Below are 23850 nucleotides of genomic sequence, written 5' to 3'. Positions count from 1 at the left end.
GACCACCCTCTAATTAATCGTAAATCGTTCTCAATGTCAACTCTTATGCGCGTAAGTCAGGCAGAAAATAAAAAATTCTACCTGAGTGATATGATTTTCGCTATAAATGGTCGCAAAAATTGGCAAGCGTTTGGTGTTATCAGTCGTTTCATAACCAAAAAACCACAGCCGATGCTGTGGTTCTTATCTTTTAGTAATGTCAGCACGGAATAAAGTGGTCGTGCTTATTGCTAAAAGTTAGGCTTTACTAAAAACAGCTCTGTATTAAAAGCTATGATCGCCCGACAAAGCCAAATCTAATGAGCTTGTCGCAAAGTTATGCTCTGGCTGATTTAAAATATCACGGGTGATTTTGCCGGCAGCAATTTCACGTAATGCCAAGACCGTAGGCTTGTCGTTATCGACGTCAACCATCGGCTCAGCGATACCTTTGGCCAATTGACGGGCGCGCTTACTGGCGACCAAAATCAGCTCAAAGCGATTATCAACATTATCCAAACAATCTTCAATCGTCACTCGTGCCATAAATAGCTACCTCGGTTGTTTTTATCAGTCACAGCATATGGCTGCCACTCAATAAAAATAATATCAAAAATATAAAAGGGGGATAGCTGGACATTATAGCATTTTTTGCTTAGACGCGTAGTTGCTTTTTATATCTGCTGTTAGTTATACGAAAATCGAGATTTTTCACTTTTAAGCTTTCTTTTCCCTAAGTGTTTTTTGCTTATTCGTCGACTTGGCTATTTAGCAAATTGGCAATAGTGCGATGATAGCGCTGCTGTTGGCGTTTAAGGGTTTGTCTATCGGCGACGATAATGGCTTTTAGCTCGGTTAACGCCACTTCAAAATTGTCATTAATCACCACAAAATCAAAATGTACATATTGCGCCATCTCAGTGACCGCGCCCGCTAAGCGCTGCTCGATGACTTCCATGCTGTCCTGCGCACGCGTCGATAAGCGCTGACGTAAAGTTGCTAAACTTGGCGGCAAAATAAAAATCATCGTTGCATCGGTAAATATTTTTTTGACTTGTAGCGCCCCTTGCCAATCAATCTCAAGGATAACATCGACGCCTGCCTCTAGCTGCGCGCGCACGCTTTGCTCTGATGTGCCATAATAATTGCCAAACACTTCGGCATGCTCTAAAAACTTGCCTTCGCCGATAGCCGTGACAAATTTATCAACGTCGGTAAAATGGTAATGCTGACCATCAATCTCACCGGGACGCGGTGCGCGCGTGGTGTGCGACACGCTAACGGTCAAGTCGTTGGTGGTGGCCAGTAGCTGTTTGACCAGTGAGGTTTTGCCCGTCCCTGAGGCGGCGGTAATAATAAATAATGAACCTGTCATACGGTTTTTCCTAATGGATAGTTTGCTAATGTAAGGTGCCACAATGGAATAGGTACTAGTAAAGTATGCGCTAATAAAAAGCTAAAAACGGCGCAAATAAGTGTTGAGCTGGTAAAAACAAAAAACGCCATCAAGTATGGCGCTATAAAGTTGTATTGATTTCTCATTGATACGTCATTATAAACTGCTTGGCGCGCTTTTATTTAATTCGCGCAAGCTTTTTAGCACTTAATCTTATTTATTGTCTGTTTTTGCATTAAAAGGCTCTGTGTCAATGAACGTTAATGCTCAGTTCATTTGAAACAGGGCTATTTTCAAAGGCAATAAAAGCAAATTATGCTAAAGTAGAGCATGGATGTTATCCCAAGTTTTGAGGTTAAGCAGTTTGACGTTAAGCTTTAACCATAAATTATCTAATGATAGGCCCTCTTATGCAAATTTATCTTGCCAATCCACGTGGATTTTGTGCTGGTGTGGATCGCGCGATTGCGATAGTGAACGAAGCATTGACACGTTTTGAGCCACCCATTTATGTGCGTCATGAAGTCGTGCATAACAAATTTGTGGTCTCAGATTTGGCCAATCGCGGCGCGGTTTTTGTCGAAGAGCTGCACGAAGTGCCGGATGGTTCAATCGTGATTTTCTCAGCGCATGGTGTCTCAAAGGCGGTCGAAGATGAAGCAGAGCGCCGTGATTTGACCGTATTTGACGCCACTTGTCCATTGGTTACCAAAGTACATATCGAGGTGGCACGATTTGCCCAAGACGGGATGGATGCGGTATTGATTGGTCACGCAGGACACCCTGAGGTTGAAGGCACTATGGGGCGTTTTAATCGTCGCCACGGCGGGCAAATTCATTTGGTCGAAAATGAAAGCGATGTTGAGGCTTTAAATGTGCAAAACGCTGAGCATTTGGCTTTTGTAACCCAAACGACTCTTTCGATGGATGATACCGCGCGCGTTATTGATGCGCTGCGTGAAAAATTCCCCAGTATTCAAGGCCCACGCAAAGACGATATTTGCTATGCCACCCAAAACCGCCAAGATGCGGTCAAAGATTTAGCCGGTCGTTGTGAAGTGGTGTTGGTGGTTGGTTCGCCAAACTCGTCAAACTCTAATCGCTTGCGTGAGTTGGCTGAGCGTATGGATTGCCGCGCCTATCTGATTGATAATGCCACTGAGATGGATAGAAACTGGTTTGATGGCATTCAAAGTGTTGGCGTTACTGCTGGCGCGTCTGCGCCTGAGATATTAATCCAAGAAGTGCTACAACAATTGCAAGATTGGGGCGGAGATTTACCAAGTGAGCTGTCAGGTATCGAAGAAAACGTGACCTTTAGCTTGCCAAAAGCGCTGCGAATTCCGGTCACGCAAGTAGGTAAATAGCATGAATAAGCAGAAAAAAGGCTTTGTGTTAGCAGAAGCGACGCTTGATGAGATTAATAAACAATTAAAAATTAATCTGTTTACCATCGTTGTGCTGATTGTCATGCTAGTGCTGAACACTGCGCAATTTATGAAAGATTATAGTGTCTTATATGGCGCGCTTATCGCTGTCATGGCGTTTTTTCTATTTATAATGGCCAAAAGTCGCACCATGCTTATGATGAGAAAACAACAGCTTACCAAGTAAATGCTAAAGGTAAATTAAATATAACCGTTATTATGAAAGACCAACCTATTAAAGTGGTCGAGAATACAGCATTAATAAAGAAGATTAGATTAAGGATGTTCATGCAAGCTTATTATCAGTTTATCAAACGCGAGCAGCTAGAAGGTGGCGTTAGCGTTGCCCATTATCAGCCAACCAAACATGCACAAGGCGCTTGGAATGAACACGAGCAGCATATGGCACCAGCGACTGGCCTGCTGACCGCTGAGCTTGAAAGTTATGCGCCGCAAGCAAATATGCGTATCGCTCGTATCAGTCTGGATATTTTAGGCTTGATACCGCTTGATGAGTTTACCGTTACCACGCGTTGTATCCGTCCGGGTAGAACGATTGAGCTAATTGAGGCGGTCATGAGCAGTCGTGGCCGTGATGCCATTATCGCCCGTGCTTGGCGACTGCTGACCCAAGATACTAGTGAGATTGCCGGACTTGAAGATCAAAAAGCGCTGTATCAGCCTGAGGATTTGCCTGTTTGGGATGGTATGAAAGGCTGGCCGGGCGGTTTTATCGAAAGCGTCCACTTGGTTGCCGAGCCCGACCGCCGTGCTGGTCGTGGTATGGTATGGATTACCAATGATGTTGAGATGGTAGAAGGCGAAACGACTGACGATTTGGTACATCTAATGGGGATGGTCGATACCGCCAATGGCGTCGTGCCACGCTTGGGACTCGGCTTATCAAAATTGCAATGGATGTTCCCCAATACGGATTTGCAAATCCATATGCATCGCGCGCCAAAAGGGCGCTGGCTTGGCATCGAAGCGGTGCAACAATACGGCGATGACGGTATTGGACTGACCAGTGCCGTGCTGCATGATGTGCACGGGCCGTTTGGTCGTAGTGAGCAAATCTTGACTATCCGCCCTATGCCGCGTTAATTTTAGTTATTGAACAACTATGCGTTAAATAAGTATGGGTTAAACATTAAACAACGAGCAACCAAACGTAACGTTATCAAAGTTGCAACTTGCCCTGTCAAATGGTATTTAGTTCATAACGTTAGGCTATAAAAATTTTGTTATCTAATTATATAAAATAAATCAAAAGTATGTGATTAATTTATTATACAAATAATTGAAAATCGGTTGTAATGGAATACCACAACGAGGCAAGGTGATTCAAAACTGCTATGATGGGTTTTGATAGTGAAGGTTACCTTTCACTTTATCCTTGCAACAACGATAACTAAAGGAATATGACCATGAACGATATGAACGATAAAAAATGCCCTTACGATATGACGCCGTTGACCATGAGTAATGGCGCGCCAGTGGTTGATAATGAAAATAGTAAAACCGCGGGCAAACGCGGTCCTCTACTCGCAGAGGACTTATGGCTTAACGAGAAGCTTGCTGATCTAAACCGAGAGGTTATTCCTGAACGCCGTATGCACGCCAAAGGTTCGGGCGCGTTTGGTACTTTCACTGTCACCAATGACATTACTCAATATACGCGTGCTGATATTTTTAGCGAAGTGGGTAAGCAAACGGAGATGTTTGCGCGCTTTAGTACGGTGGCAGGTGAGCGCGGCGCTGCTGATGCTGAGCGTGATATTCGCGGTTTTGCCCTAAAATTCTATACCGAGCAAGGCATTTGGGATTTGGTCGGTAATAATACGCCGGTATTTTTCGTTCGTGACCCGCGCAAATTTCCAGATTTAAACAAAGCGGTCAAGCGTGACCCACGTACCAATATGCGTTCGGCAACCAATAACTGGGACTTTTGGACGTTATTGCCAGAATCTTTGCACCAAGTCACCATTACCATGAGCGACCGAGGTATCCCAGCCTCTTATAGACATATGCATGGCTTTGGCTCGCATACGTATAGCTTTATCAATAGCGACAATGAGCGTTTTTGGGTCAAATTTCATTTCCGTACTCAGCAAGGTATCAAAAACTTAACCGATGCCGAAGCCGCTGAAATCATCGCCTCGAATCGTGAAAGCCATCAAGAAGATTTGCTCAGTGCCATCGACAATGGCGATTTTCCAAAGTGGAAAATGTACGTGCAAATCATGCCAGAAACCGATGCCGATAAAGTGCCTTATCATCCGTTTGATTTGACCAAGGTATGGCCAAAAGGGGATTATCCGCTGATTGAAGTTGGCGAGATTGAGCTTAATAAAAACTCAGACAATTATTTCTTAGACGTCGAGCAAGCGGCTTTTGCGCCGAACAATCTCGTGACTGGCATCAGTGCCTCACCAGACCGTATGCTACAAGCGCGTCTCTTTAGCTACGCCGATGCTCAGCGTTATCGCGTTGGCGTCAATCACAAGCAGATCCCAGTCAATAAACCACGTTGTCCGGTGACCAGTAACCACCGCGACGGTCAAATGCGTGTCGATGATAACTACGGTGGTCGTCCACACTATACGCCAAACAGCTTTGAGCAGTGGCAAGATCAGCCGCAGTACGCTGAGCCAGCTTTAAAGATTGATGGCTACGCAGCGCATTACGATTTCCGTGAAGACGATAGTGATTATTTTAGCCAGCCGCGCGCACTGTTTAACCTAATGAACGATGAGCAAAAGCAAGTGTTGTTTGATAATACCGCCCGCGCGATGGGTGATGCGCTTGATTTTATTAAATATCGTCATATTCGCAACTGTAACTGGTGCGACCCTGCTTATGGCGTAGGCGTTGCCAAAGCCCTTGGCATGAGCGTTGAAGACGCTATGGCAGCACGTGAGAATGATCCTGCTCGTCATTTACCTAGCTGTTTATAATCTCTGTAGAAAATAAAAACGATAGAATTTAGCTGTTCTATATTTATCTAAAAACACCGCCTTAGGAAACTGGGGCGGTTTTTTTTATGCTTAATTATTTTTTTAGCTTAGTTTAGCCTATTTGATCTTGAAATTTTTACCCGTGCCCCTATCTGATTAGGCAGCCTAGCAGTATTTACAGCGCCTTCTTGCTAAGCAAATTTAGTAATTAGATTGGGTAATCAAATTGGCTAAACTGCTAGTATTTGAAAATTTGTGATTAACGTCTGCTGGTAACAGCATTTTTGGTATCAATAATAGGAGTTTTTATGAGTGAACAGACCCAAGCGGATAATAAAAACGCTAATGACATCAATATTAATAAAGACAGCCCAGAATTAAAAAAACACAGTTTTGAAGCAGAAGTGGCGCAGCTGCTGCATTTGGTGACGCATTCGCTTTATTCTAATGCCGATATTTTTGTGCGTGAATTGGTTTCGAACGCCTCGGACGCTTGCGACAAATTGCGCTTTGAAGCGACCAATGACGACAGTCTTTATGAAGATGATGGCGAGTTAAAGATTCGTATCGCTGTCGATGAAGATGCCAAAACCATTACCTTTATCGATAACGGTATCGGGATGAATGAAGCCGACGCTATCGAAAACTTAGGAACGATTGCCAAATCTGGTACTAAGGCTTTCCTCGACAAATTATCTGAATCGCAAAAACAAGATGGACAATTAATCGGTCAGTTTGGGGTTGGTTTTTACTCTGGATTTATCGTTGCTGATACCATTAGCGTTGAGTCACGAAAAGCGGGCGAGCCTGCTGACAAAGGCGTACGCTGGGTTTCAGACGGTACCGGTAGCTTTACTGTTGAGCCAATCACCAAAGAGACGCGCGGTACCAGCATTACTTTGCATCTAAAAGAAGAGTACAGTGAGGGTGAAGATAATTACCTAGACCGCGGTAAAATCAAGCGTTTGGTCAATAAGTACTCAGACCATATCAGCTTGCCAATCCAGATGCGTAAAGAAGTCTGGCAAGAAGATGTGAAAGAAGAGGGCGACGACAGTGACGCGCCAGCAGGCGGTCAGATGGTCTTGACCGATGAATGGGAGACCATTAACAAAGCCAGTGCCTTATGGACTCGCTCAGCATCTGAGGTTGAAGATGATGAATATATCGATTTTTATAAAAACATCACTTATGACATGGATGCGCCGCTGACGTGGACACATAACCGCGTTGAAGGTCGCGTTCAGTATACCCAGCTTTTATATATTCCGAAAAAAGCGCCGATGGATTTATACACGCGTGAGCAGCAGCACGGTTTAAAGCTTTATGTGAAGCGCGTCTTTATTATGGACGACGCTGAGCAATTGCTGCCGATGTATTTGCGTTTTGTGAAAGGGGTGATTGATTCAGCGGATCTGCCACTTAACGTCAGCCGCGAAATTCTACAAGAATCGCGCGATGTCAAATCTATCCGAGATGGTAACGCGCGCCGTATTTTGACCTTGCTGGCGAGCCTTGCTAACAGCGAAGACAGCGATAAACAAGAAAAATTTGCCCAATTCTATAGCGAATTTGGCGATGTGATTAAAGAAGGCCTTGGTGAGGATATGGGCAATCAAGAGCGTATCGCCAAATTGTTGCGTTATGCCACCAGCACCAATGACAAGGTTGAGACCAGCTTTGAAGATTATAAAGGTCGTATGATTGACGGTCAAAAAGCCATCTATTATTTAACGGCTGATAATTTGGCGGCGGCAAAGAATAGTCCACAACTTGAGCTATTTAAGAAAAAAGGCATCGAAGTTATTTTGATGACCAGCCGTGTCGATGAATGGGCGATGAACTTCTTAACCCAATTTGATGGCACGCCGCTACAAAATATCGCCAAAGGTGCGGTTGATTTGGGCGATTTGCAAGATGAGGAAGAAAAGGCAGAAGCTGAAAAAGCGCAAGAGACGATGAAGCCAGTCGTTGATAAGCTAAAAACAGCACTTGGCGCGCGCGCAAAAGACGTTAAAGTCTCAACGCGTTTGGTTGATAGTCCAGCGTGTCTAGTCGTTGGTGAAGGTGAGCTGTCACCGCAGATGATTCAGATGCTGAAGCAAATGGGTCAAGATGTACCAGAGAGCAAACCAACGCTTGAGGTCAATCCTGATCATCCACTGATTAAAAAGTTAGAGAGTAGCGAGCAGTCTGACGACAATTTTGACAAGCTGGCGCAGGTCATTTTTGACCAAGCGTTACTTGCCGATGGCGGTCAACTAGAAGATCCAGCCGCTTATCTAAAACGCGTCAATGAGCTATTGATGCGATAATAATTGCTGCTTAATAAAAGGAGGTCTTGATTTTAAGGCCTCCTTTTTTAATGGATTGTCAATCAACGTTTAGAGTAATTTTTCGGCAGTTTTTACAAATCAGCCTTATCCTCTTGAGCGACAATCCGTTACAATCGCGATAGATTAGCGAGCTAAAATATTAAGTTAGATTTCTCGCTTTTCAATCCTATTTTATCGTCAAATAATAATAAATTGGCGTTATTTCTCTCGACTGGCTAGAGGTCTAAGTCTTTGTCACTTGCGTCATTAAAAACCGTATCGCTTCAGCGCTTCTCGCTCAATTTCGCGGCCAATATTATTGCCACCTTGTGGATGCTGGTCGGGTCGACGCGGGCGTTCTCTTGGGTAAAACCCACCTTTATCCAGTTTGCGGTATTCGCCATATTGGCACTGGGTAGTAATGTCCTATTCTCGTGGTTAGCCGCCGCAAATGGTAGCGTCTTTAATGAGCAAGGATTGGTCAGCTATTTAATTTGGCCAATGATTATTTTGCTCGGCGGTATTATTTTAGCTCGCCGCGCTGGTAACCAAGCGCTGGTTTTTGTGCCTGTCATTTTATGGCTGGTTGCTGATACGCTATCAGCGTTACTGCAAAGCCTGGTACAGTTTTTTGGCAGCTATGGGTGGTTGCCAAGTTGGAGTTATTCTTTTTTACCTATTTTATTTTTAGTGCTGTTTTTATGGCAGACACTCGCTTTATTATGGATATTTTTCCGTCGCCTGCGCATTTCTTGGTGGGAGAGAATCATCGTCTTAGTAGGGGCAGTGGCATTATTGACCATTTGGCAGCGCAACGTCGCCGACCAGCCGATATTTAAGCAAATTCCTGTTGAGCCAGTACTAGAAGAAGCGGCTTTGTACGAGCAGCCGCGATTATTGCAGCAAGCTTTAGACCGTATCGACCCGAGTATACCCGGTAAAAGCGACTGGTATTTTATGGGCGTGGCAGGATTCTCAGAACAAAACGTCTTTCGTTCTGAGATTAATAAAGTGCGTGAATTGTTTGACGTGCGCTTTGGTACCAGTGGCCATTCGCTGGCATTGATTAATAATAACTATACGTGGCTAGATGAGCCAATTGCGACAAAAACCAGTATTTTGCGCGGGTTAAAAACCATCGGTCAGCAAATGAATGCTGATGAAGATGTATTATTTCTTACCCTATCGTCACATGGTGATGAGAATGTTATTCAACTGGCAAATCCACCATTAGCGATGGATAATTTAGATGCCACGTGGCTGCGTGAAGCGTTAGATGCGTCCGGTATCCGCTGGCGAGTGATTGTGGTGTCGGCGTGCTATTCAGGCTCATTTATCGATGAATTGGCATCACCAACAACGGTAATTATTACCGCCTCCGCCGCTGATAAAATGTCATTTGGCTGCACCAATAGTGCTGAGATGACTTACTTTGGACAGGCTTTCTTTGCGGAGAGTTTGCGCGAAAACACCAGTTTTTCTGATGCGTTTAAAGATGCCGCTTACCGCGTGCAAGAACGTGAGCTCTATATGGGTTTTGAGCCATCAGAGCCGCAGATGGTCATTGGTAGCTTAATGGAAACCGCGCTGCCAGCATTTGAGCAAGTACTGTTTGCTAAAACCCGCCCAGCACTCGCCAATATGACTAATCAGCCGAATTCTGTTAAGGTTACTCAAGCTCCTGATACGGCAAACATAATCGATAATCTGCCTGAAAATGACTAAGGCCTGCTGATAAATTAGATTTATGTCGCTACTAAGGCGCGCTTTTTGAACTTTTAAAATACTACTCGAGTGACCGACTGTCTTTAATTGACTTTACTGAATTACTTGTCTTTAACAGTTTGCTTGCTAATAGTAAGGATGGGCAGTTGTCACTCAGCGCTTATTTCGTCTTGGATAAAAAGGATGTCACTTATGAATAATTCTTATAAACACAGTTTGTCTACCAACTCAAAGATTGAGCAAATCAGCGTCAATCGCTGCTTCGATGGCGAGCAGCATTATTATCGTCATGAGTCCACCGCGACCAAAACGCCGATGACCTTTAGTATTTATCTGCCAGATGAAGCGCTGGCTGGGCGCCGTTGTCCGGCTGTTTTATATCTCTCGGGTTTGACCTGCAATGCCGATAACGTCACCCATAAAGCGCATTTTCAACAAAAATGCAGCGAGCTTGGCATGATATTTATTGCGCCGGATACTTCTCCTAGAAGTCATGACGCACACGAGGTCGCAAACGATGAGCGTTATTTTGTCGGGCAGGGCGCAAGCTATTATGTCGATGCGACGCAAGCACCGTGGGCAGAACATTTTAATATGCAAAGCTATATCGTTGATGAATTATACGATTTACTGCGCTCAGAGTTTCCGATTGATAGTATCGGCATCACAGGCCACTCGATGGGCGGTCATGGGGCGTTACTATTGGGCTTTAAGTTCCCAAGTAAGTTTGTCAGTGTCTCCGCCTTATCGCCTGTTTGTGCTGCCAGTGAGTCGGCATGGGGGCAGGCCGCTTATGCAGAGTACTTCGGCGATGATAAGTCGCTATGGGCGCAAGCGGACGCCTCACAGATGATTGTAGAAGTCGGCCAGCAGTATGCCAGTATTTTGGTCGACCAAGGCGCGGCTGATAATTTTTTAGCAGAAGGTCAGCTGCAAACGCCTAAGCTACAAGCAGCGTGTGACAAGGCCAAGCAGCCATTGACGTTACGCTATCAAGCCGGTCATGACCACAGCTATTACTTTATCCAAACAGTGATTAATGACCACATCGAACACCACTGGCGTATGGCGCAAATGGGCTAAGCCTGTCCAATAATATCTGTCTACAAATAATAGCCGTCTAATAGCTGAGCGTATCGTCTGTCATATAACTTGACAGAGCGTTACGCTGATTATTTAATCAAGCGCCTTTACTGTTATAAAATAGATCGGTACAAAACAGATTGGTGCAAAATAGAGCGAGCTTGCCAATAGGCAAAACTTTTTTAAAGGTAAGTTTTATGATGAATAATCTGATAGCGCCATCGAAGACAAATCTGACTAATCGACAGCAGGCGGCTCAATTATCGCTGGCCGCGATGCAAGCGGATATGGCTGATATGAGGGCGGCTTTAAAAAATAAGCAGCAAGCTAATATGGTTCAAAAAGATAATGTCAAATCAGAAACTCGCAAAGTAAAGTCAGCTAATGCAGCTAATATTAACGCGCTTGATGCCGTGCAATTATCGCGGGTGATAGAGATGGCGTGGGAAGACCGAACACCGTTTGAAGCGATAGCGCACAGCTACGCACTAAACGAGACTGCAGTCATTAAGCTGATGCGCCAAGAGTTAAAGCCGTCGTCTTTTCGCCTATGGCGACGGCGTGTCACCAGCCGTGTGACCAAGCATCAAGCAAAGCGTCCGTTTGATGTCGGTCGCGCGTATTGTAAGAGCCAATATAAACCGCGCTAACGTTTTTTTAAAACGGCTCATTTAAAACCAATCGTTTAATAAGTGTAGTATCTAAATACCAATTCCAGTGATTAAAAGCTTTTTTATTAAATGTTTATACCAACCCAAATAGGTAGCTCAACTATGACTAGCCCAGCCAAACCTTATCTTATCGCGCCTTCTATTTTATCAGCTGACTTTGCCAGACTTGGTGAGGAGGTCGAAAAGGTATTGGAGGCGGGCGCTGATGTCATCCATTTTGATGTGATGGACAATCACTATGTGCCTAACCTAACCTTTGGTAGCATGATATGTCAGGCGCTGCGTGACTATGGTATCGAGGCGCCGATTGATGTCCATCTTATGGTATCGCCAGTCGATAGCATGATCGAGCAGTTTTTAGAGGCGGGTGCGAGTATTATCACCTTCCACCCAGAAGCCAGCGCCCATATTGACCGCTCTTTGCAGCTGATTAAAGATAGCGGTGCTGAATGTGGCTTGGTCTTAAATCCAGCAACACCGCTGCATTATTTAGATTATGTGATGGACAAGGTTGACCAAATCTTACTGATGAGCGTCAATCCAGGCTATGGTGGGCAGTCATTTATTGATGGTACCTTAGATAAAGTGCGCCAAGTCCGTCAGCGTATCATTACCAGTGGTCGCGATATTAGACTAGAAGTAGATGGCGGCATTAAAGCGAGTAACATCCGCGCGATTGCCGAAGCGGGGGCTGATATGTTCGTCGCTGGTTCCGCTATTTTTAATCAAGAAGATTATAAATCTGCCATCGACGCTATGCGCGCCGAATTAGCCTTGGCAAATGGTTATTAATCCCCATTTATAACTATTAGTATGAGTGTTAAGGTTATAACGATGGACTCGATAAGCCATATAAAGGTGAAATATGAACACGCAAAAGCCCATTAACTCGTCAGTATCGCCTGAGCCTATAAAAGAAAAACAGTCGCAAGCCCCAAGCTTAGTACCTAAGGGTATCACTATTGGCATGGCAGCTTTTGCCTTGGTGCTTAGTCTCTCTGGTTATGGTTTTCGCCTGCTGATTGGCGATGATGTCGGAGAAGTGCTGCGTCATGCAGCAGTGATAGTGCCAGCCTTTATGATTGGTATTCCGCTATTTTTTTGGCTCGGTTCGCGCATTTTAAATAAGCTCAAAGGTTTGCATATCGCAAGCTGGAACGCTATTAGCTTGGGCTATTTAACCTCTTGTATAGCCATGCTTTGGTTAATGGGCACTTATAGCTAATAATTGGCTGATGTTAGCGCTTTAACATGGTTATCTTTTAAAACTTTGTCTTTATGGCATTCATCGATTTCTACTTTTTAATAAGTCGCGCTTTATGATGCGACTGGACACTTGCTAGTATGGCTACTTCCTCTAAGAAAATCACCGATATTATTTTCCCAAAAGACCTTCCAAACAGTTTGTTTATTTTGCTGATAATCGCCTGTTTGCTCTTAGGCTTATCCTACCTGCGCCATGGTACCGGACTGCAAGGCTGGCTACACGTCTTTGAAAATTGGCTACTCATGTTGCTTATTATTCCAACTGCCACCGCTACCGTAGCTTTACCGTTTAAATATCGCGACCCGTCGCTTGAGCTCAAGCAAATGTATTATCTGGGGATGTTTGTTGCTTTCTTATTTACCTTAGCGAAATTACGCTATTGGCGTTAATAGCGATTTAGCTCGTTCATAAGGTTGATAAGTAGTATTAAATAGCATTTAGGCAAAACACTTACGCGTCAGGCCTTGAATTGTCGGTGCAAAGCGTCCATTGTATAAGTAAGATAGTTTTGCCCGAATATCTGTAAAACTAAGATTTTATAAACGAAGTCAGCGCCTTTTTACAGACATAAAGCGGGATAATAAGGAAAAAATAGATGCCATACGATATTGATAATGAAATAGAAGTAGATAACGATAGTCGCGATCAGTTCGCTGGATTTGCTAAAGAAACCACGCTTGAGTTGGTTGAAGCAGCGGATGGCAAATTGCTGTTACGTGATGCCGAGGAAGAAGAAGCACCGCTGATGACCATCGATTTTTCTGATAAGCTGAAAGAAATACTAGGCAGCGATACCCAAGCGATTGGTCAGCACATGATTCATGCCGCGATTCAGGTCATTATGCAAAAACAGATGAGCCAGTGGCATGCCCATGTCTATGACAAAGAACCCACTCACTATAGCTAAGGCTAAACAGGCTGATGTCTTCTAAATTTATAGCTTCTAAATCTGTAAGAACGAAATATAGTAGCTGGTTAAAATAGTGTATGGTTGAAATGGTTGGTGGGTCAAAAACTGGCAATAAAAAAAGGGTTTATCTATTGATAAACCCTTTTTTTGTTCAAATAATTTAGTGATAAATTATTTGATTTTTGCTTCTTTAAAGATGACGTGCTGGCGTACTTTTGGATCAAACTTTTTGATTTCCATTTTACCAGGCATAGTGCGCTTGTTTTTGGTAGTGGTGTAGTAATACCCAGTACCAGCAGTTGATACTAATTTAATTTTATCTCTCATGATAGCTTTCCTGTAAATGAGGGGTCTTCAAACGATAGGTACGAGTGCAAAAAGGTCAGTTGCTACGAAGAACGTAGCCAAAAAGCAGCTTGGAAGGTGAAAATTATCGACCACTCAAGCTGCTTATCTTAACTTATACTTTTTGACCTTGTGCGCGTAGATCCGCTAACACTTTGTCGATACCAAGTTTGTCAATGATGCGCATACCTTTGGTAGACACACGTAGACGTACAAAACGATTTTCAGACTCTACCCAAAAACGATGGTTATGAAGGTTTGGTAGAAAGCGACGACGGGTTTTGTTGTTTGCGTGCGAAACATTATTACCCACCATAGGGCGCTTTCCAGTCACTTGGCAAACTCTAGACATGGCGAACTCCTAATCTATGAGGTATGAGGGATTCTCATACCAGTCTGGGCAAGTTGCACGTTTTTGCGGCATGGACACAGCAAGCGGCAGCTTTGCACCAAACAAAACTATTATGAAGGTTGAGCTGATATTACTGTCATCTAAAGGCAAATAACAGGCAAACCAATTCAGAAAATTTTAAAGCCGACATTTATACCATAAAACTAATGAATATTCAAATATTTTTATAATAATCGCCGCTTTAAACGATAGCTATTATACCCTGAATTGCGTGTGCTATGTGATTGATTATTTAATACTAAAGTTCGATTTTTTAGTTGTAAGTTATAACAAAAGTCAGTAAAGTTGCGGTTATATATTTAATACAATCTGTTAATACAAATGCTTTTAATGTAAGTCTACGTATCATTAGTATTCTATTATAAAGCCATGTAATGATTGTGTAAATTTCCTCAGATAAATTGCGTCTGCCGCGGAATTCAAAAATGTCATATAGCTCACTACCACCGACTTCTAAGTTATTTCAACTCACTTCTTTGACTTGTGCTTTAGCATTGGCAGGCTGTGGTGGTGGAGACGGTACCGATGTCGTTGCGCCTACACCTGATTTAGGAGTGAAGCCTGGCACTGGCGGCGGTAATAATAATGGCAGTGGTAATGGCGGTGTACAAACCCCTGTAGAGGATTTTAGTTTACAGAAACTCTATACTGATCCAGCTAATATTGAGCTGAGTGATGAGCCTGTTACATTTAATGTTACTGTTAAAGCAGTGGCAGCATCAGGCGGAGCGGCAATTAATAGGTCTGTGAGCTTGAGTGTTGATGACTCTATTAATACTGGTGTGACCATTCAAGGTGCGAGTGTTCAGAGTACCAATGAGAAAGGTGAAGCCACTTATGAGCTTCGGCTTAACCCACTAGTACTTAATGACGAACAGAAAGTAAACTTACTCGCTCATGGGTTTGGACTAAAAGCAACGGCTAAACAGCCGTCAAATGGCGCAACCATCACTCAAGTGTTGACCGTCCGCATCAGTAAAGAAGGCAGCGGTGATGGCACTCAAACAGTAGTCAGTACTCTTGATATCGACAATCGACTTCAAACAAGTTCAGTATCTAATAATAAGCTAAATCCTTACGGTGATACGGCTCAATTTAGCGTTATTCTCAAAAATGCGGATGGCGCACGCGCTGCAGACGTACAGGTTGGTATGGGAATTGATGATATCAAAGGGGTTGCTATTGCCGGAAGTAACAAAACCACTGATAGCAATGGCATGGCTACCTTTGACATTATTGTTGATAAAGGGGTGGTGTATCAGAAAGTATGCTGAGGAAATAAAAGGAGGAGTGACAGCCAGAGCAAGATGATATATTTGAGGTTATGAAGACACAAATAGATATCAGTTGCCCCGACTGTCACAGTAATAGTCTAAAGAAAAATGGCAAAAAAAGCTATGGCAAGCAGAATTATCAATGTAAGGACTGCAAACGTCAGTTTATTAGCGACCATGCCTTAACTTATCATGGCTGTCACTCTAAAGTAGAAGAGCTTATACGGCTCATGACAGTTAGAGGCTGCGGCGTTAGAGACATAGCTGTTATAGCCTCAGTCAGTATCGGTAAAGTATTGAGCACCATAGGCTCATCTGTTTATAAGATTACGCCTAAGAAGCGCTACTATGAACGCTTAGAGGTTGATGAATTCTGGACTTACGTGTATCGCAAAAAGCGTAAAGTTTGGCTTATTTATGCTTATGATCGCGTTACTAATGAGATTGTCGCTTATGTCTGGGGCAGACGCGACTTAAAAACGGCTAAGAAGTTAAGAGCTCGTCTCAAGCAGCTTAAAGTCAGCTATGGCTCTATCAGTATGGATAACTGGGACAGTTTTATAACCGCCTTTAAATTTGACCACAAACGAGTTGGCAAATCTCATACGGTAGGCATTGAAGGTAATAACTGCCGTCTTAGACACCGATTGCGTCGGGCGGTTAGAAAAACCTGTTGTTTCTCTAAGAAGCTCGATAATCACTTCAAAGTGTTTGATATGGTGTTCTTTTACATCAATTATGGTTACGTCTGATGCCGGCATACTTTTTAGAACACCACCAATAAAGTAATTAAAGTCGAGTAGTAAGTTACTTGCTTTGGAGATAATTTCTTAAAAACCCCCAACCTCGCGTTGGGGGTTTTTGTATTCATAATCTCAATAACCAAATACAAGCAACTCAATCAGCAAAGTTTTGTAAAAGCGATTAGAATAGTCGGTTTCCTATGTTGCTAACATATTCAAAGTAAGCAGCATGTTTCATTTTTGATTGGGCGCACTATGTCAGACAATACCACGACTGCTACAGCAAGCATAAAGTCGAGCAAAAATCCTAAAAATTCACCAGTTGCGGCTGCTATTGATACCGCGACGTTATTGATCAAATGCCGCGATCAAGCGGGTATCGTACAGGCTGTATCTGAGTTTATACACCGTTATGGCGGCAATATTATCACTCTCGATCAGTATTCAACCGCTCATGAAGGCGGGCAGTACTTTATGCGTTTGGAGTTTGCGTTAGCAGGCTTGAGCGAAATTATGGATAACTTTGAAGCCAGCTTTGGGCATACGGTGGCTAAGCGCCATAATATGGCGTGGCGCTTGCATAATAATGCGATTAAAACCAAGGTTGGCATCTTAGTGTCAAAGTTTGACCATGCCTTGTTAGATTTACTGTGGCGGCATCAGCGCGGGTTACTCGATTGCGAGATTACCTGTGTCGTTAGTAATCACGAAGACTTGCGCCAAGCGGTAGAAAACTTTGGCATCACTTTTCATTATGTGCCAGTCACCAAGGATAACAAAGCCGAGGCAGAAGAGCAGATTCATACCTTGATGGCAGGCAATGATTTGCTGGTATTGGCGCGTTATATGCAGATTTTATCATCTGATTTTGTTAAGCGTTGGCCGATGCAAGTCATTAATATTCACCATTCATTTTTGCCCGCCTTTGTCGGTGCTGATCCTTATCGTCAGGCTTATGAAAAAGGCGTCAAGCTTATCGGAGCAACCGCGCACTATGTGACAGCTGAACTTGATCAAGGGCCTATCATTGAGCAAGATGTGCATCGGGTCACTCACCGTCAAGGAGTGGCAGAATTACGCGCTATTGGCCGTGATATCGAGCGTAATGTCTTAGCGCGCGCAGTAAATTGGCATGTACAAAATCGCGTGATTGTGGCAGGTAATAAAACCGTGGTTTTTAATTAGCTTTTTTTAAGACGGTGTTAAACCAAAATAAGAGCGTAAAAAAGGCCGCCAGTATTGGTATTTAATACTGGCGGCTTTTTTTAATCACACTACCACTATTACAGCACTGGATTTACAACAGCATCTCTAGCACAAACTTACTACCGACAAAGCCGATTGCTAATAAGATAAACGCATAAATGGTCATATTGGCAGCACGTTTACCACGCCATCCTGCGCGCCAATTACCCAATAATAATGCGCCAAACAACAGCCATGAGAGCACGCTAAAGACCGTTTTATGAGCAAGGTGCTGTGCCAACAAATCTTCTACATAAACAAAACCAATGCCTAGCGCGATACTCAATAAGACAAAGCCGACCAATAGCATATCGAACAATAAACTTTCCATGCTCTGCAAGGACGGCAGTTTATTGACCCAAAAGCGATGAATCGACTGGTGTTTCAGCTCGCGTATTTGTAAGCGCAAAAATAGCGCTTGCAGCGCTGCCATCAGCAGCACACAATAGGCGGCAAGTGATAGTAAGATATGCGCCTCTAACCCGACGCTGATGTCTGTAATCGGACGATAGGGCGCGCGGCCGATATAACCGACAATCATCCCGATTAATGCCGTCGGTGCTGCTAAAATACCGAGGCTGACGATAGGGCGGTATAAGCTAAAAATAACGTAGAAAAATAAGAAAAATAAACTGATCAGGCTAATGGTATTAAACAAGTTGAAATTTAGCCCATAAAGCGTGACCACATGCGGATAGAGTAGTGCGGCATGTGCGAGCATGCCGACGACCAATAAACCTAAGCTTACGCCCTTGTGGATAGGTTTATCGTGAATCAGCGCCCAACCAATGTAGATGCTGACCAAAATATAAACCATGCCAGCCATTAAAAATGCAAGTTGCAAGATAAAAAACCTCATCTCATGATGAGCGCAAAAACGCCGCTCAATTGAATGCTAAAATGGTATTATCAGAATGATTAGAATAATCATCCAATTTATCATAAAATGGCAAGCAATTGAGCGCCATCTTACGGATTGATTATAGCGCTTGTAGCACAGCAGCGCTTATTAGAAAAATGCCATTTGCAAAACGACTATAAGCTTTGTGGTCTCTTAATGCTATAGTGTTGATAATATGCTACTTTTTATCATTAATTTTATAAAATACTGCTTGATCGTTTGTAGCATCGCCAAACCATATAAATCAGCAAGCAACGCTGAACCAAATTTGACGACGTATTGTTGTCATAGTGTTTTTATCAAGAACCGCTTTTACCAAGAATTGCTTTTATCAAAGATTGTTTTCACTAAGAATTATTTTAATTGAGAGTTATTTATGTTTGATACCTTAACCGAACGCTTATCATCGAGCCTGCGTAATATCGCCGGTACTGGGCAGTTGACCGAAGATAATATCAAAGACACGCTGCGCGAAGTGCGCATGGCGCTGTTAGAAGCCGACGTCGCGCTGCCAGTGACGCGTGATTTTGTCAAACGTGTCAAAGAGCAAGCGCTTGGCGCAGAAGTGCTCAAAGAGTTGGCGCCAGGACAAGCCTTTGTCAAAATCGTCCATGACGAGCTGACCGAAATGATGGGCAGTGCCAATCAGCAGCTTGAGATGACGGGTAAACCGCCGGTTGTTTATCTGCTAGCAGGCTTGCAAGGGGCGGGTAAAACCACCACCGCTGGTAAATTGGCGAAATTCTTACAAGAGCGTCATAAGAAAAAGGTGATGCTGGTTTCTGCCGACGTCTACCGTCCAGCGGCAATTGCTCAGCTTGAGCAAGTAGCAGGACAAGTCAATGCCAAGTTTGTCAATTCAACAGTTGATGAAAATCCGATTGATATCGCCCGCCGCGCTATCGAAGAAGCTAAAATCCAATATCAAGATATTTTGATTATCGATACGGCTGGTCGTCTGGCTATCGATGAGACCATGATGGCTGAAATCAAGGCGTTAACCGCGGCGGTCAACCCGTCTGAAACCTTGTTTGTCGTCGATGCCATGACCGGGCAAGATGCGGCCAATACCGCCAAAGCCTTTAACGATGCGCTGCCATTGACTGGCGTTATCTTAACCAAGACCGACGGTGATGCGCGCGGCGGTGCAGCATTGTCTGTACGCGCCATTACGGGTAAACCGATTAAGTTTTTAGGTCGCGGTGAGAAACTTGACGCGCTCGAGCTATTCCACCCTGAGCGTATCGCTCAGCGTATTCTTGGCATGGGTGACGTCTTAAGCTTAGTTGAAGAAGTCGAGCAAAAAATCGACCGTGATAAAGCCGAAAAAATGGCGAAAAAGATGCAAAAGGGCGGCGACTTCGACCTTGAGGATTTATTGACCCAGTTTCAGCAAATGAAAAGCATGGGCGGCATGGCAGGTTTCTTAGATAAAATGCCTGGTATGGGCGGCTCTGACATGCAAAAAGCCGTGCAAGACGCTAAGCCTGAAGAAAAAGTACGTGAAATGGAAGCCTTGATTAATTCAATGACGCCGTTTGAGCGTAAGAATCCAGATAAGATTAATCCAAGCCGCAAGCGCCGTATTGCCGCAGGTTCGGGTCGTGAAATTCAAGACGTCAATCGTTTGCTCAAGCAGCACAAGCAAATGGCAAAAATGATGAAAATGATTTCTAAACCTGAAGGTATCAGTAAAATGATGAAATCGATGCAAGGCTTGATGGGCGGCGGCGGTGCTGGCGGCGGCGGTCCGTTATTTGGCGGCGGTCAGCAAGGCGGTGCCAAAGATGTGAATCCCGCGCAGATGGCAAAGCAGATGGGACTGGATCCAAACAATATGCCGAGCACTGAAGAGATGCAAAAACAGATGCAAGAGCTACAAAACCAAGCGCCAAAGAAGTTTAAAACGCGCTTTTAAGCAATAACCGTTTGGATTAGCACAGTTGTTACGTCTTAATATCTTTACGTTTTCATGAAAACCCCAAGCTAACATCGCTGTGGGGTTTTTTATGTCTGGCGTATTTGCATAAATATTGATGGATGCACTAGGAAAATTTAGAAATTAATAAAATTTTTTTATCCTAAATGCTATGATAGGCGCTGATTGATGAGCGCATGTTTTGTGGTATTAAGAAAATAAGCCGAGGTAATGATGTTTTTAGCAATGGATACCGTATTTGAGCAGTGTTCGATCGCGATTTTAGATGCCAATGGTCAGGTGCTATCGAGTCATACCGAACAAGGTAAACGTGAGCAAACTCAGCACATTTTGCCAATGATTGATGCGGCCTTATCTGAGGCTAATCTGCGTCTTACTGATATAAAAGCATTGATATTCAACCGTGGTCCTGGTGCTTTTAGCGGTATCAGAATCAATACAGCGGTGGTGCAAGCCTTATCTGTCGCCCACGATATTCCTTGTGTCGGTGTTTCTAGCTTACAAGCCATTGCCCAGTGTGCGTATCAAAGGTATGGTTTGACCCAAGTTTATAGCGCGCTTGATGCGCGTATGCAGCAAGTATATTTTGGGCAATATGCGCTAATAGACCATATTATGCAACCCGTTGTGCAAGAAAATGGCGAAGATACCGAGCGCTTACTTGATTATGACAGCCAAACCGCTGCTAATCTTCCTATCGCCGGTAATGGTGCGCCGCTACTAAAAATGCATGACGAACAAATTCTCCATGAAGAGGTTTGGCCAGATGCGGTAGTGATTGGACAATTGGGTATCGCTCAATTCATACAGACAGGCGGTAGCGATGCCGCTAATGCCTTACCAAAGTACTTGCGCAATCAAGCATGGAAAACGCTAAAAGAGCAAGGTAAGGCATAGTGCTTACATGATGATTCGTAAGCAATGCACTTTGTACTTCTACGTATAAACGATTATAAAAGCAACAACAATATAAAACAGCGGCTAGCGCTGTTTTTTTAGGGAAGCAACTGTGGATATACTGTTATTAATCCAAGCGCTCATTATGGGTATCGTTGAAGGTATCACGGAGTTTTTACCCATTTCTAGTACGGGGTATTTGATTTTATCAGCCGATTTGATGAGCTTTTGGACTAAGGAAAAAGTTGATTTGTTTGTGGTGGTAGTCCAGCTTGGTGCTATCTTAGCGGTCATTTATGATTACTGGGGCAGGCTGTGGCAAGCGCTGATGGGGCTACTGACCGGTAAAGCAGAAGGTATGAGTAATCCAAGGCAGCTTGGTTTAAGCTTAATTGTGGCGACCATTCCGGTAATGATTGTAGGTTTTACCTTTGCAGACGAGATTAAGGCGTATTTGTTTAACCCTATCGTGGTAGCGATTATGCTGATTGTCGGCGGTCTGCTGATATTTTATGTCGAAAATCGACCTAAAACGATTATTGCCCAAGAAGCAGAAGACGTCAGTCTAAAAACAGCGTTAATGATTGGTTTGATGCAGTGTCTGGCTTTGATACCCGGAACCTCACGCTCAGGTGCGACGATCATTGGCGCCCTCTGGCTTGGCGTGTCGCGCAAAGCTTCGGCGGAATTTTCTTTCTTTTTAGGCATACCTGTCATTGTTGGCGCGGCATTGTTGGATTTACTAAAGCACCATGATGTATTGACCAGTAGCGAAGACTGGCTGGTATTGGGTATAGGCACCGTGGTGTCATTTGTCGTGGCGTTACTTTGTATTCGCCTATTGGTCGCTTGGGTTAGCCGTCGCGATTTCAAAATTTTTGCATGGCTACGCATTATTACCGGCATCATCGTATTGGTCGCCGCTTGGGGTTTTGGCTATCAGATGGCAGGCTAAGTTTTAACGATGTGGCGTTATCATTTTCAACTGGGTTAACGGTAACGTTTTAAACCGTAAAGTATTAAAAGGGAGGGCAATCATGAGCAGTTTGCAACAAACATCAAGCGATTTTATGCATTGCCAGCTTTTTTATGTTAATGAAGCCCAACAAGCGCAAATCGCCAGCCTAAAAGCGCTGGTAGTGAAACATCAATTGCCTATTGTTCTAAACATTGAGTTGTTTAGCGAAAAGCTCAATCAAAAACGTCGCCAGCAATTAAGCCAGCATTCTATCCAGCCTATCTTAGTATTAGATGAAAAAGATAAGCTATCATGGCTGAGCGATGGGCTGAGCGTGGCGCCCGAATGGGATAAGCTACAACGCCGAGTGGTGAGTGCCGGGCGTAAGTCTGAGTTACTGCTACAAGCTGCTAAAATTACAGCGGATAGCACGGTCATTGATGCGACCGCAGGCTTTGGGCATGACAGCCTCATATTAGCCAGTACTGGCGCTCAAGTCATTATGCTTGAGGAGCAGCCCTTGATGGCGCTGTTTTTGCTAGCTGAACAGCAGCGGATGAGTACGCTACCAAATTGGCAAAAGCTGATGAGCCGACTACAGATTATTAATGTCGATGCGCTTAGTTATTTTGAAAGTATTGATTTTGCAGATTCTAGTAATGGTTCGACCGCTGATAGCTATCAAACTATTGATGTGGTATATCTCGATCCTATGTTTCCAGAGGATAGCTATCAAGATAGCAAAACGGGTAAAGGCGCGAAAGTGGGTAAGCATATGCAAGCCTTGCACCAATTGGCACGTCCGCCAACGCTAGAAGAAGAGTCGCAATTGCTCCAAAGTGCACAAGCGGTTGTCAGTCAAGGTGCAGGACAAGGCCGCGTCGTCGTCAAGCGTCCGCAGCTTGCACCATTACTGGCGCATCAACAACCGAGTGAAAGCTGGCATAATGAAGCGGTACGCTTTGATGGTTATTTCGTTTAAAAGACCTTTCGTTATCATGCATGGACTCAGTTAATCAGTTTGAGTGTTTAGAATACAAATATTTAGAAGTGGTGGATTTAATAGTAATGGATTCAGGAGAAAAGGATGTCAACGATTATAATTTGGGTCATTGGTGCAGGCTTATTACTGATGAATATTGCGTTGCGAACAGAAGTTTTACAGCTCAAAGCCCACCTAAAAGCGCTTAGGAATCCAAAAGAACAAATGGACTACTTACGGCAGCAAGCAAAGCTTAGCCAAAATAATAAGATGGCATCCATTAAGGCATTACGCAAGCAATATCCTGAGTTGTCACTCATTGAAGCCAACAACTTATGGCAACAAATCCAATAGCTCGCCAATCCTTTCGCTTCTATTCGCTTAACCTAGCAGCCTGCAAAAAAGTATATAAAATTTCTATAGA

General features: G+C 43.8%; 25 protein-coding genes. 20 read left to right on the top strand and 5 right to left on the bottom strand.

Going from position 1 to position 23850, the window contains the following annotated elements; all coding sequences use genetic code 11:
* Positions 1 to 264 precede the first annotated feature (264 nt).
* Positions 265 to 525 (bottom strand): DNA-directed RNA polymerase subunit omega, encoded by a 261-nt coding sequence (gene rpoZ / locus RAH45_RS10865; protein ID WP_068403827.1) that lies wholly within the window; start codon positions 523 to 525, stop codon positions 265 to 267.
* Positions 526 to 727: 202 nt separating this feature from the next.
* Positions 728 to 1354: a guanylate kinase gene (gene gmk, locus RAH45_RS10860; RefSeq protein ID WP_144296645.1), complete on the bottom strand. Its 627-nt coding sequence runs from the start codon at positions 1352 to 1354 to the stop codon at positions 728 to 730.
* Positions 1355 to 1785: 431 nt separating this feature from the next.
* Here gmk and ispH point away from each other — a divergent pair, with 431 nt between their 5' ends.
* The 12 genes from ispH to RAH45_RS10800 all read left to right on the top strand — a co-directional run bounded on the left by ispH (position 1786) and on the right by RAH45_RS10800 (position 13727).
* Positions 1786 to 2742, top strand: a complete 957-nt coding sequence (ispH, locus tag RAH45_RS10855) for a 4-hydroxy-3-methylbut-2-enyl diphosphate reductase (RefSeq protein WP_068403830.1) — start codon at positions 1786 to 1788, stop codon at positions 2740 to 2742.
* 1 nt (position 2743) lies between these two features.
* The gene (locus tag RAH45_RS10850) at positions 2744 to 2989 is read left to right on the top strand and encodes a hypothetical protein (RefSeq protein ID WP_198329126.1); all 246 of its coding nucleotides are present in this window, start codon (positions 2744 to 2746) and stop codon (positions 2987 to 2989) included.
* 101 nt (positions 2990 to 3090) lie between these two features.
* A complete protein-coding gene (locus RAH45_RS10845) occupies positions 3091 to 3906 on the top strand; it encodes a thioesterase family protein (RefSeq protein ID WP_198329127.1) in 816 nt (271 codons plus the stop codon).
* Positions 3907 to 4238: 332 nt separating this feature from the next.
* Positions 4239 to 5759 (top strand): catalase, encoded by a 1521-nt coding sequence (locus tag RAH45_RS10840; RefSeq protein WP_068403854.1) that lies wholly within the window; start codon positions 4239 to 4241, stop codon positions 5757 to 5759.
* Between the two features lie 308 nt (positions 5760 to 6067).
* Positions 6068 to 8074: a molecular chaperone HtpG gene (htpG, locus tag RAH45_RS10835; RefSeq protein WP_305935813.1), complete on the top strand. Its 2007-nt coding sequence runs from the start codon at positions 6068 to 6070 to the stop codon at positions 8072 to 8074.
* 252 nt (positions 8075 to 8326) lie between these two features.
* On the top strand, positions 8327 to 9799 hold the full coding sequence (locus tag RAH45_RS10830; RefSeq protein WP_068403834.1) for a C13 family peptidase: 1473 nt from the start codon (positions 8327 to 8329) through the stop codon (positions 9797 to 9799).
* Between the two features lie 192 nt (positions 9800 to 9991).
* A complete protein-coding gene (gene fghA / locus RAH45_RS10825; RefSeq protein ID WP_068403835.1) occupies positions 9992 to 10882 on the top strand; it encodes an S-formylglutathione hydrolase in 891 nt (296 codons plus the stop codon).
* Positions 10883 to 11319: 437 nt separating this feature from the next.
* Positions 11320 to 11532: a TIGR03643 family protein gene (locus RAH45_RS10820; protein WP_306495949.1), complete on the top strand. Its 213-nt coding sequence runs from the start codon at positions 11320 to 11322 to the stop codon at positions 11530 to 11532.
* A gap of 123 nt (positions 11533 to 11655) precedes the next feature.
* Complete coding sequence (rpe, locus tag RAH45_RS10815) at positions 11656 to 12345, top strand: ribulose-phosphate 3-epimerase (protein WP_068403837.1); 690 nt, start codon at positions 11656 to 11658, stop codon at positions 12343 to 12345.
* A 73-nt stretch (positions 12346 to 12418) separates the two neighbouring features.
* Positions 12419 to 12778 (top strand): hypothetical protein, encoded by a 360-nt coding sequence (locus tag RAH45_RS10810; RefSeq protein ID WP_068403839.1) that lies wholly within the window; start codon positions 12419 to 12421, stop codon positions 12776 to 12778.
* A gap of 119 nt (positions 12779 to 12897) precedes the next feature.
* Positions 12898 to 13209 (top strand): hypothetical protein, encoded by a 312-nt coding sequence (locus RAH45_RS10805; RefSeq protein ID WP_068403841.1) that lies wholly within the window; start codon positions 12898 to 12900, stop codon positions 13207 to 13209.
* A gap of 206 nt (positions 13210 to 13415) precedes the next feature.
* The gene (locus RAH45_RS10800; RefSeq protein WP_068403843.1) at positions 13416 to 13727 is read left to right on the top strand and encodes a hypothetical protein; all 312 of its coding nucleotides are present in this window, start codon (positions 13416 to 13418) and stop codon (positions 13725 to 13727) included.
* Positions 13728 to 13901: 174 nt separating this feature from the next.
* Here the strand turns inward: RAH45_RS10800 and rpmG are convergent, their stop codons facing one another.
* Both rpmG and rpmB read right to left on the bottom strand, forming a co-directional pair.
* Complete coding sequence (gene rpmG / locus RAH45_RS10795) at positions 13902 to 14057, bottom strand: 50S ribosomal protein L33 (protein ID WP_010201403.1); 156 nt, start codon at positions 14055 to 14057, stop codon at positions 13902 to 13904.
* Between the two features lie 133 nt (positions 14058 to 14190).
* Positions 14191 to 14427: a 50S ribosomal protein L28 gene (gene rpmB, locus RAH45_RS10790; protein ID WP_057761372.1), complete on the bottom strand. Its 237-nt coding sequence runs from the start codon at positions 14425 to 14427 to the stop codon at positions 14191 to 14193.
* A gap of 485 nt (positions 14428 to 14912) precedes the next feature.
* On the opposite strand from rpmB, the gene RAH45_RS10785 reads away from it, so the two are divergent.
* The 3 genes from RAH45_RS10785 (at position 14913) to purU (ending at position 17689) form a co-directional block, all read left to right on the top strand.
* Positions 14913 to 15761, top strand: a complete 849-nt coding sequence (locus RAH45_RS10785) for a hypothetical protein (RefSeq protein WP_068403845.1) — start codon at positions 14913 to 14915, stop codon at positions 15759 to 15761.
* A gap of 50 nt (positions 15762 to 15811) precedes the next feature.
* On the top strand, positions 15812 to 16513 hold the full coding sequence (locus tag RAH45_RS10780) for an IS1 family transposase (RefSeq protein ID WP_306495271.1): 702 nt from the start codon (positions 15812 to 15814) through the stop codon (positions 16511 to 16513).
* Positions 16514 to 16759: 246 nt separating this feature from the next.
* A complete protein-coding gene (purU, locus tag RAH45_RS10775) occupies positions 16760 to 17689 on the top strand; it encodes a formyltetrahydrofolate deformylase (RefSeq protein ID WP_226928880.1) in 930 nt (309 codons plus the stop codon).
* 112 nt (positions 17690 to 17801) lie between these two features.
* On the opposite strand, the gene RAH45_RS10770 is transcribed toward purU, so the two are convergent.
* Positions 17802 to 18608 (bottom strand): cytochrome C assembly family protein, encoded by an 807-nt coding sequence (locus RAH45_RS10770; RefSeq protein ID WP_068403947.1) that lies wholly within the window; start codon positions 18606 to 18608, stop codon positions 17802 to 17804.
* Positions 18609 to 19026: 418 nt separating this feature from the next.
* On the opposite strand from RAH45_RS10770, the gene ffh reads away from it, so the two are divergent.
* From ffh to RAH45_RS10745, 5 genes are all read left to right on the top strand, one after another.
* Positions 19027 to 20568: a signal recognition particle protein gene (gene ffh, locus RAH45_RS10765; protein WP_068403945.1), complete on the top strand. Its 1542-nt coding sequence runs from the start codon at positions 19027 to 19029 to the stop codon at positions 20566 to 20568.
* Between the two features lie 234 nt (positions 20569 to 20802).
* Positions 20803 to 21486, top strand: coding sequence for a tRNA (adenosine(37)-N6)-threonylcarbamoyltransferase complex dimerization subunit type 1 TsaB (tsaB, locus tag RAH45_RS10760; protein WP_068403954.1), 684 nt, complete (start codon positions 20803 to 20805; stop codon positions 21484 to 21486).
* Between the two features lie 112 nt (positions 21487 to 21598).
* Positions 21599 to 22441 (top strand): undecaprenyl-diphosphate phosphatase, encoded by an 843-nt coding sequence (locus RAH45_RS10755; protein WP_068403943.1) that lies wholly within the window; start codon positions 21599 to 21601, stop codon positions 22439 to 22441.
* Between the two features lie 82 nt (positions 22442 to 22523).
* Positions 22524 to 23426, top strand: a complete 903-nt coding sequence (locus tag RAH45_RS10750) for a class I SAM-dependent methyltransferase (RefSeq protein ID WP_068403942.1) — start codon at positions 22524 to 22526, stop codon at positions 23424 to 23426.
* Positions 23427 to 23531: 105 nt separating this feature from the next.
* A complete protein-coding gene (locus tag RAH45_RS10745) occupies positions 23532 to 23780 on the top strand; it encodes a hypothetical protein (protein ID WP_068403940.1) in 249 nt (82 codons plus the stop codon).
* Positions 23781 to 23850: the final 70 nt, after the last annotated feature.

The sequence above is a fragment of the Psychrobacter sp. van23A genome (genome assembly GCF_030845275.1).
Classification (GTDB): Bacteria; Pseudomonadota; Gammaproteobacteria; order Pseudomonadales; family Moraxellaceae; genus Psychrobacter; species Psychrobacter faecalis.
The sequence above is the reverse complement of the archived record's forward strand: the minus strand, read 5'-3'. Positions and strand labels throughout refer to the sequence as shown.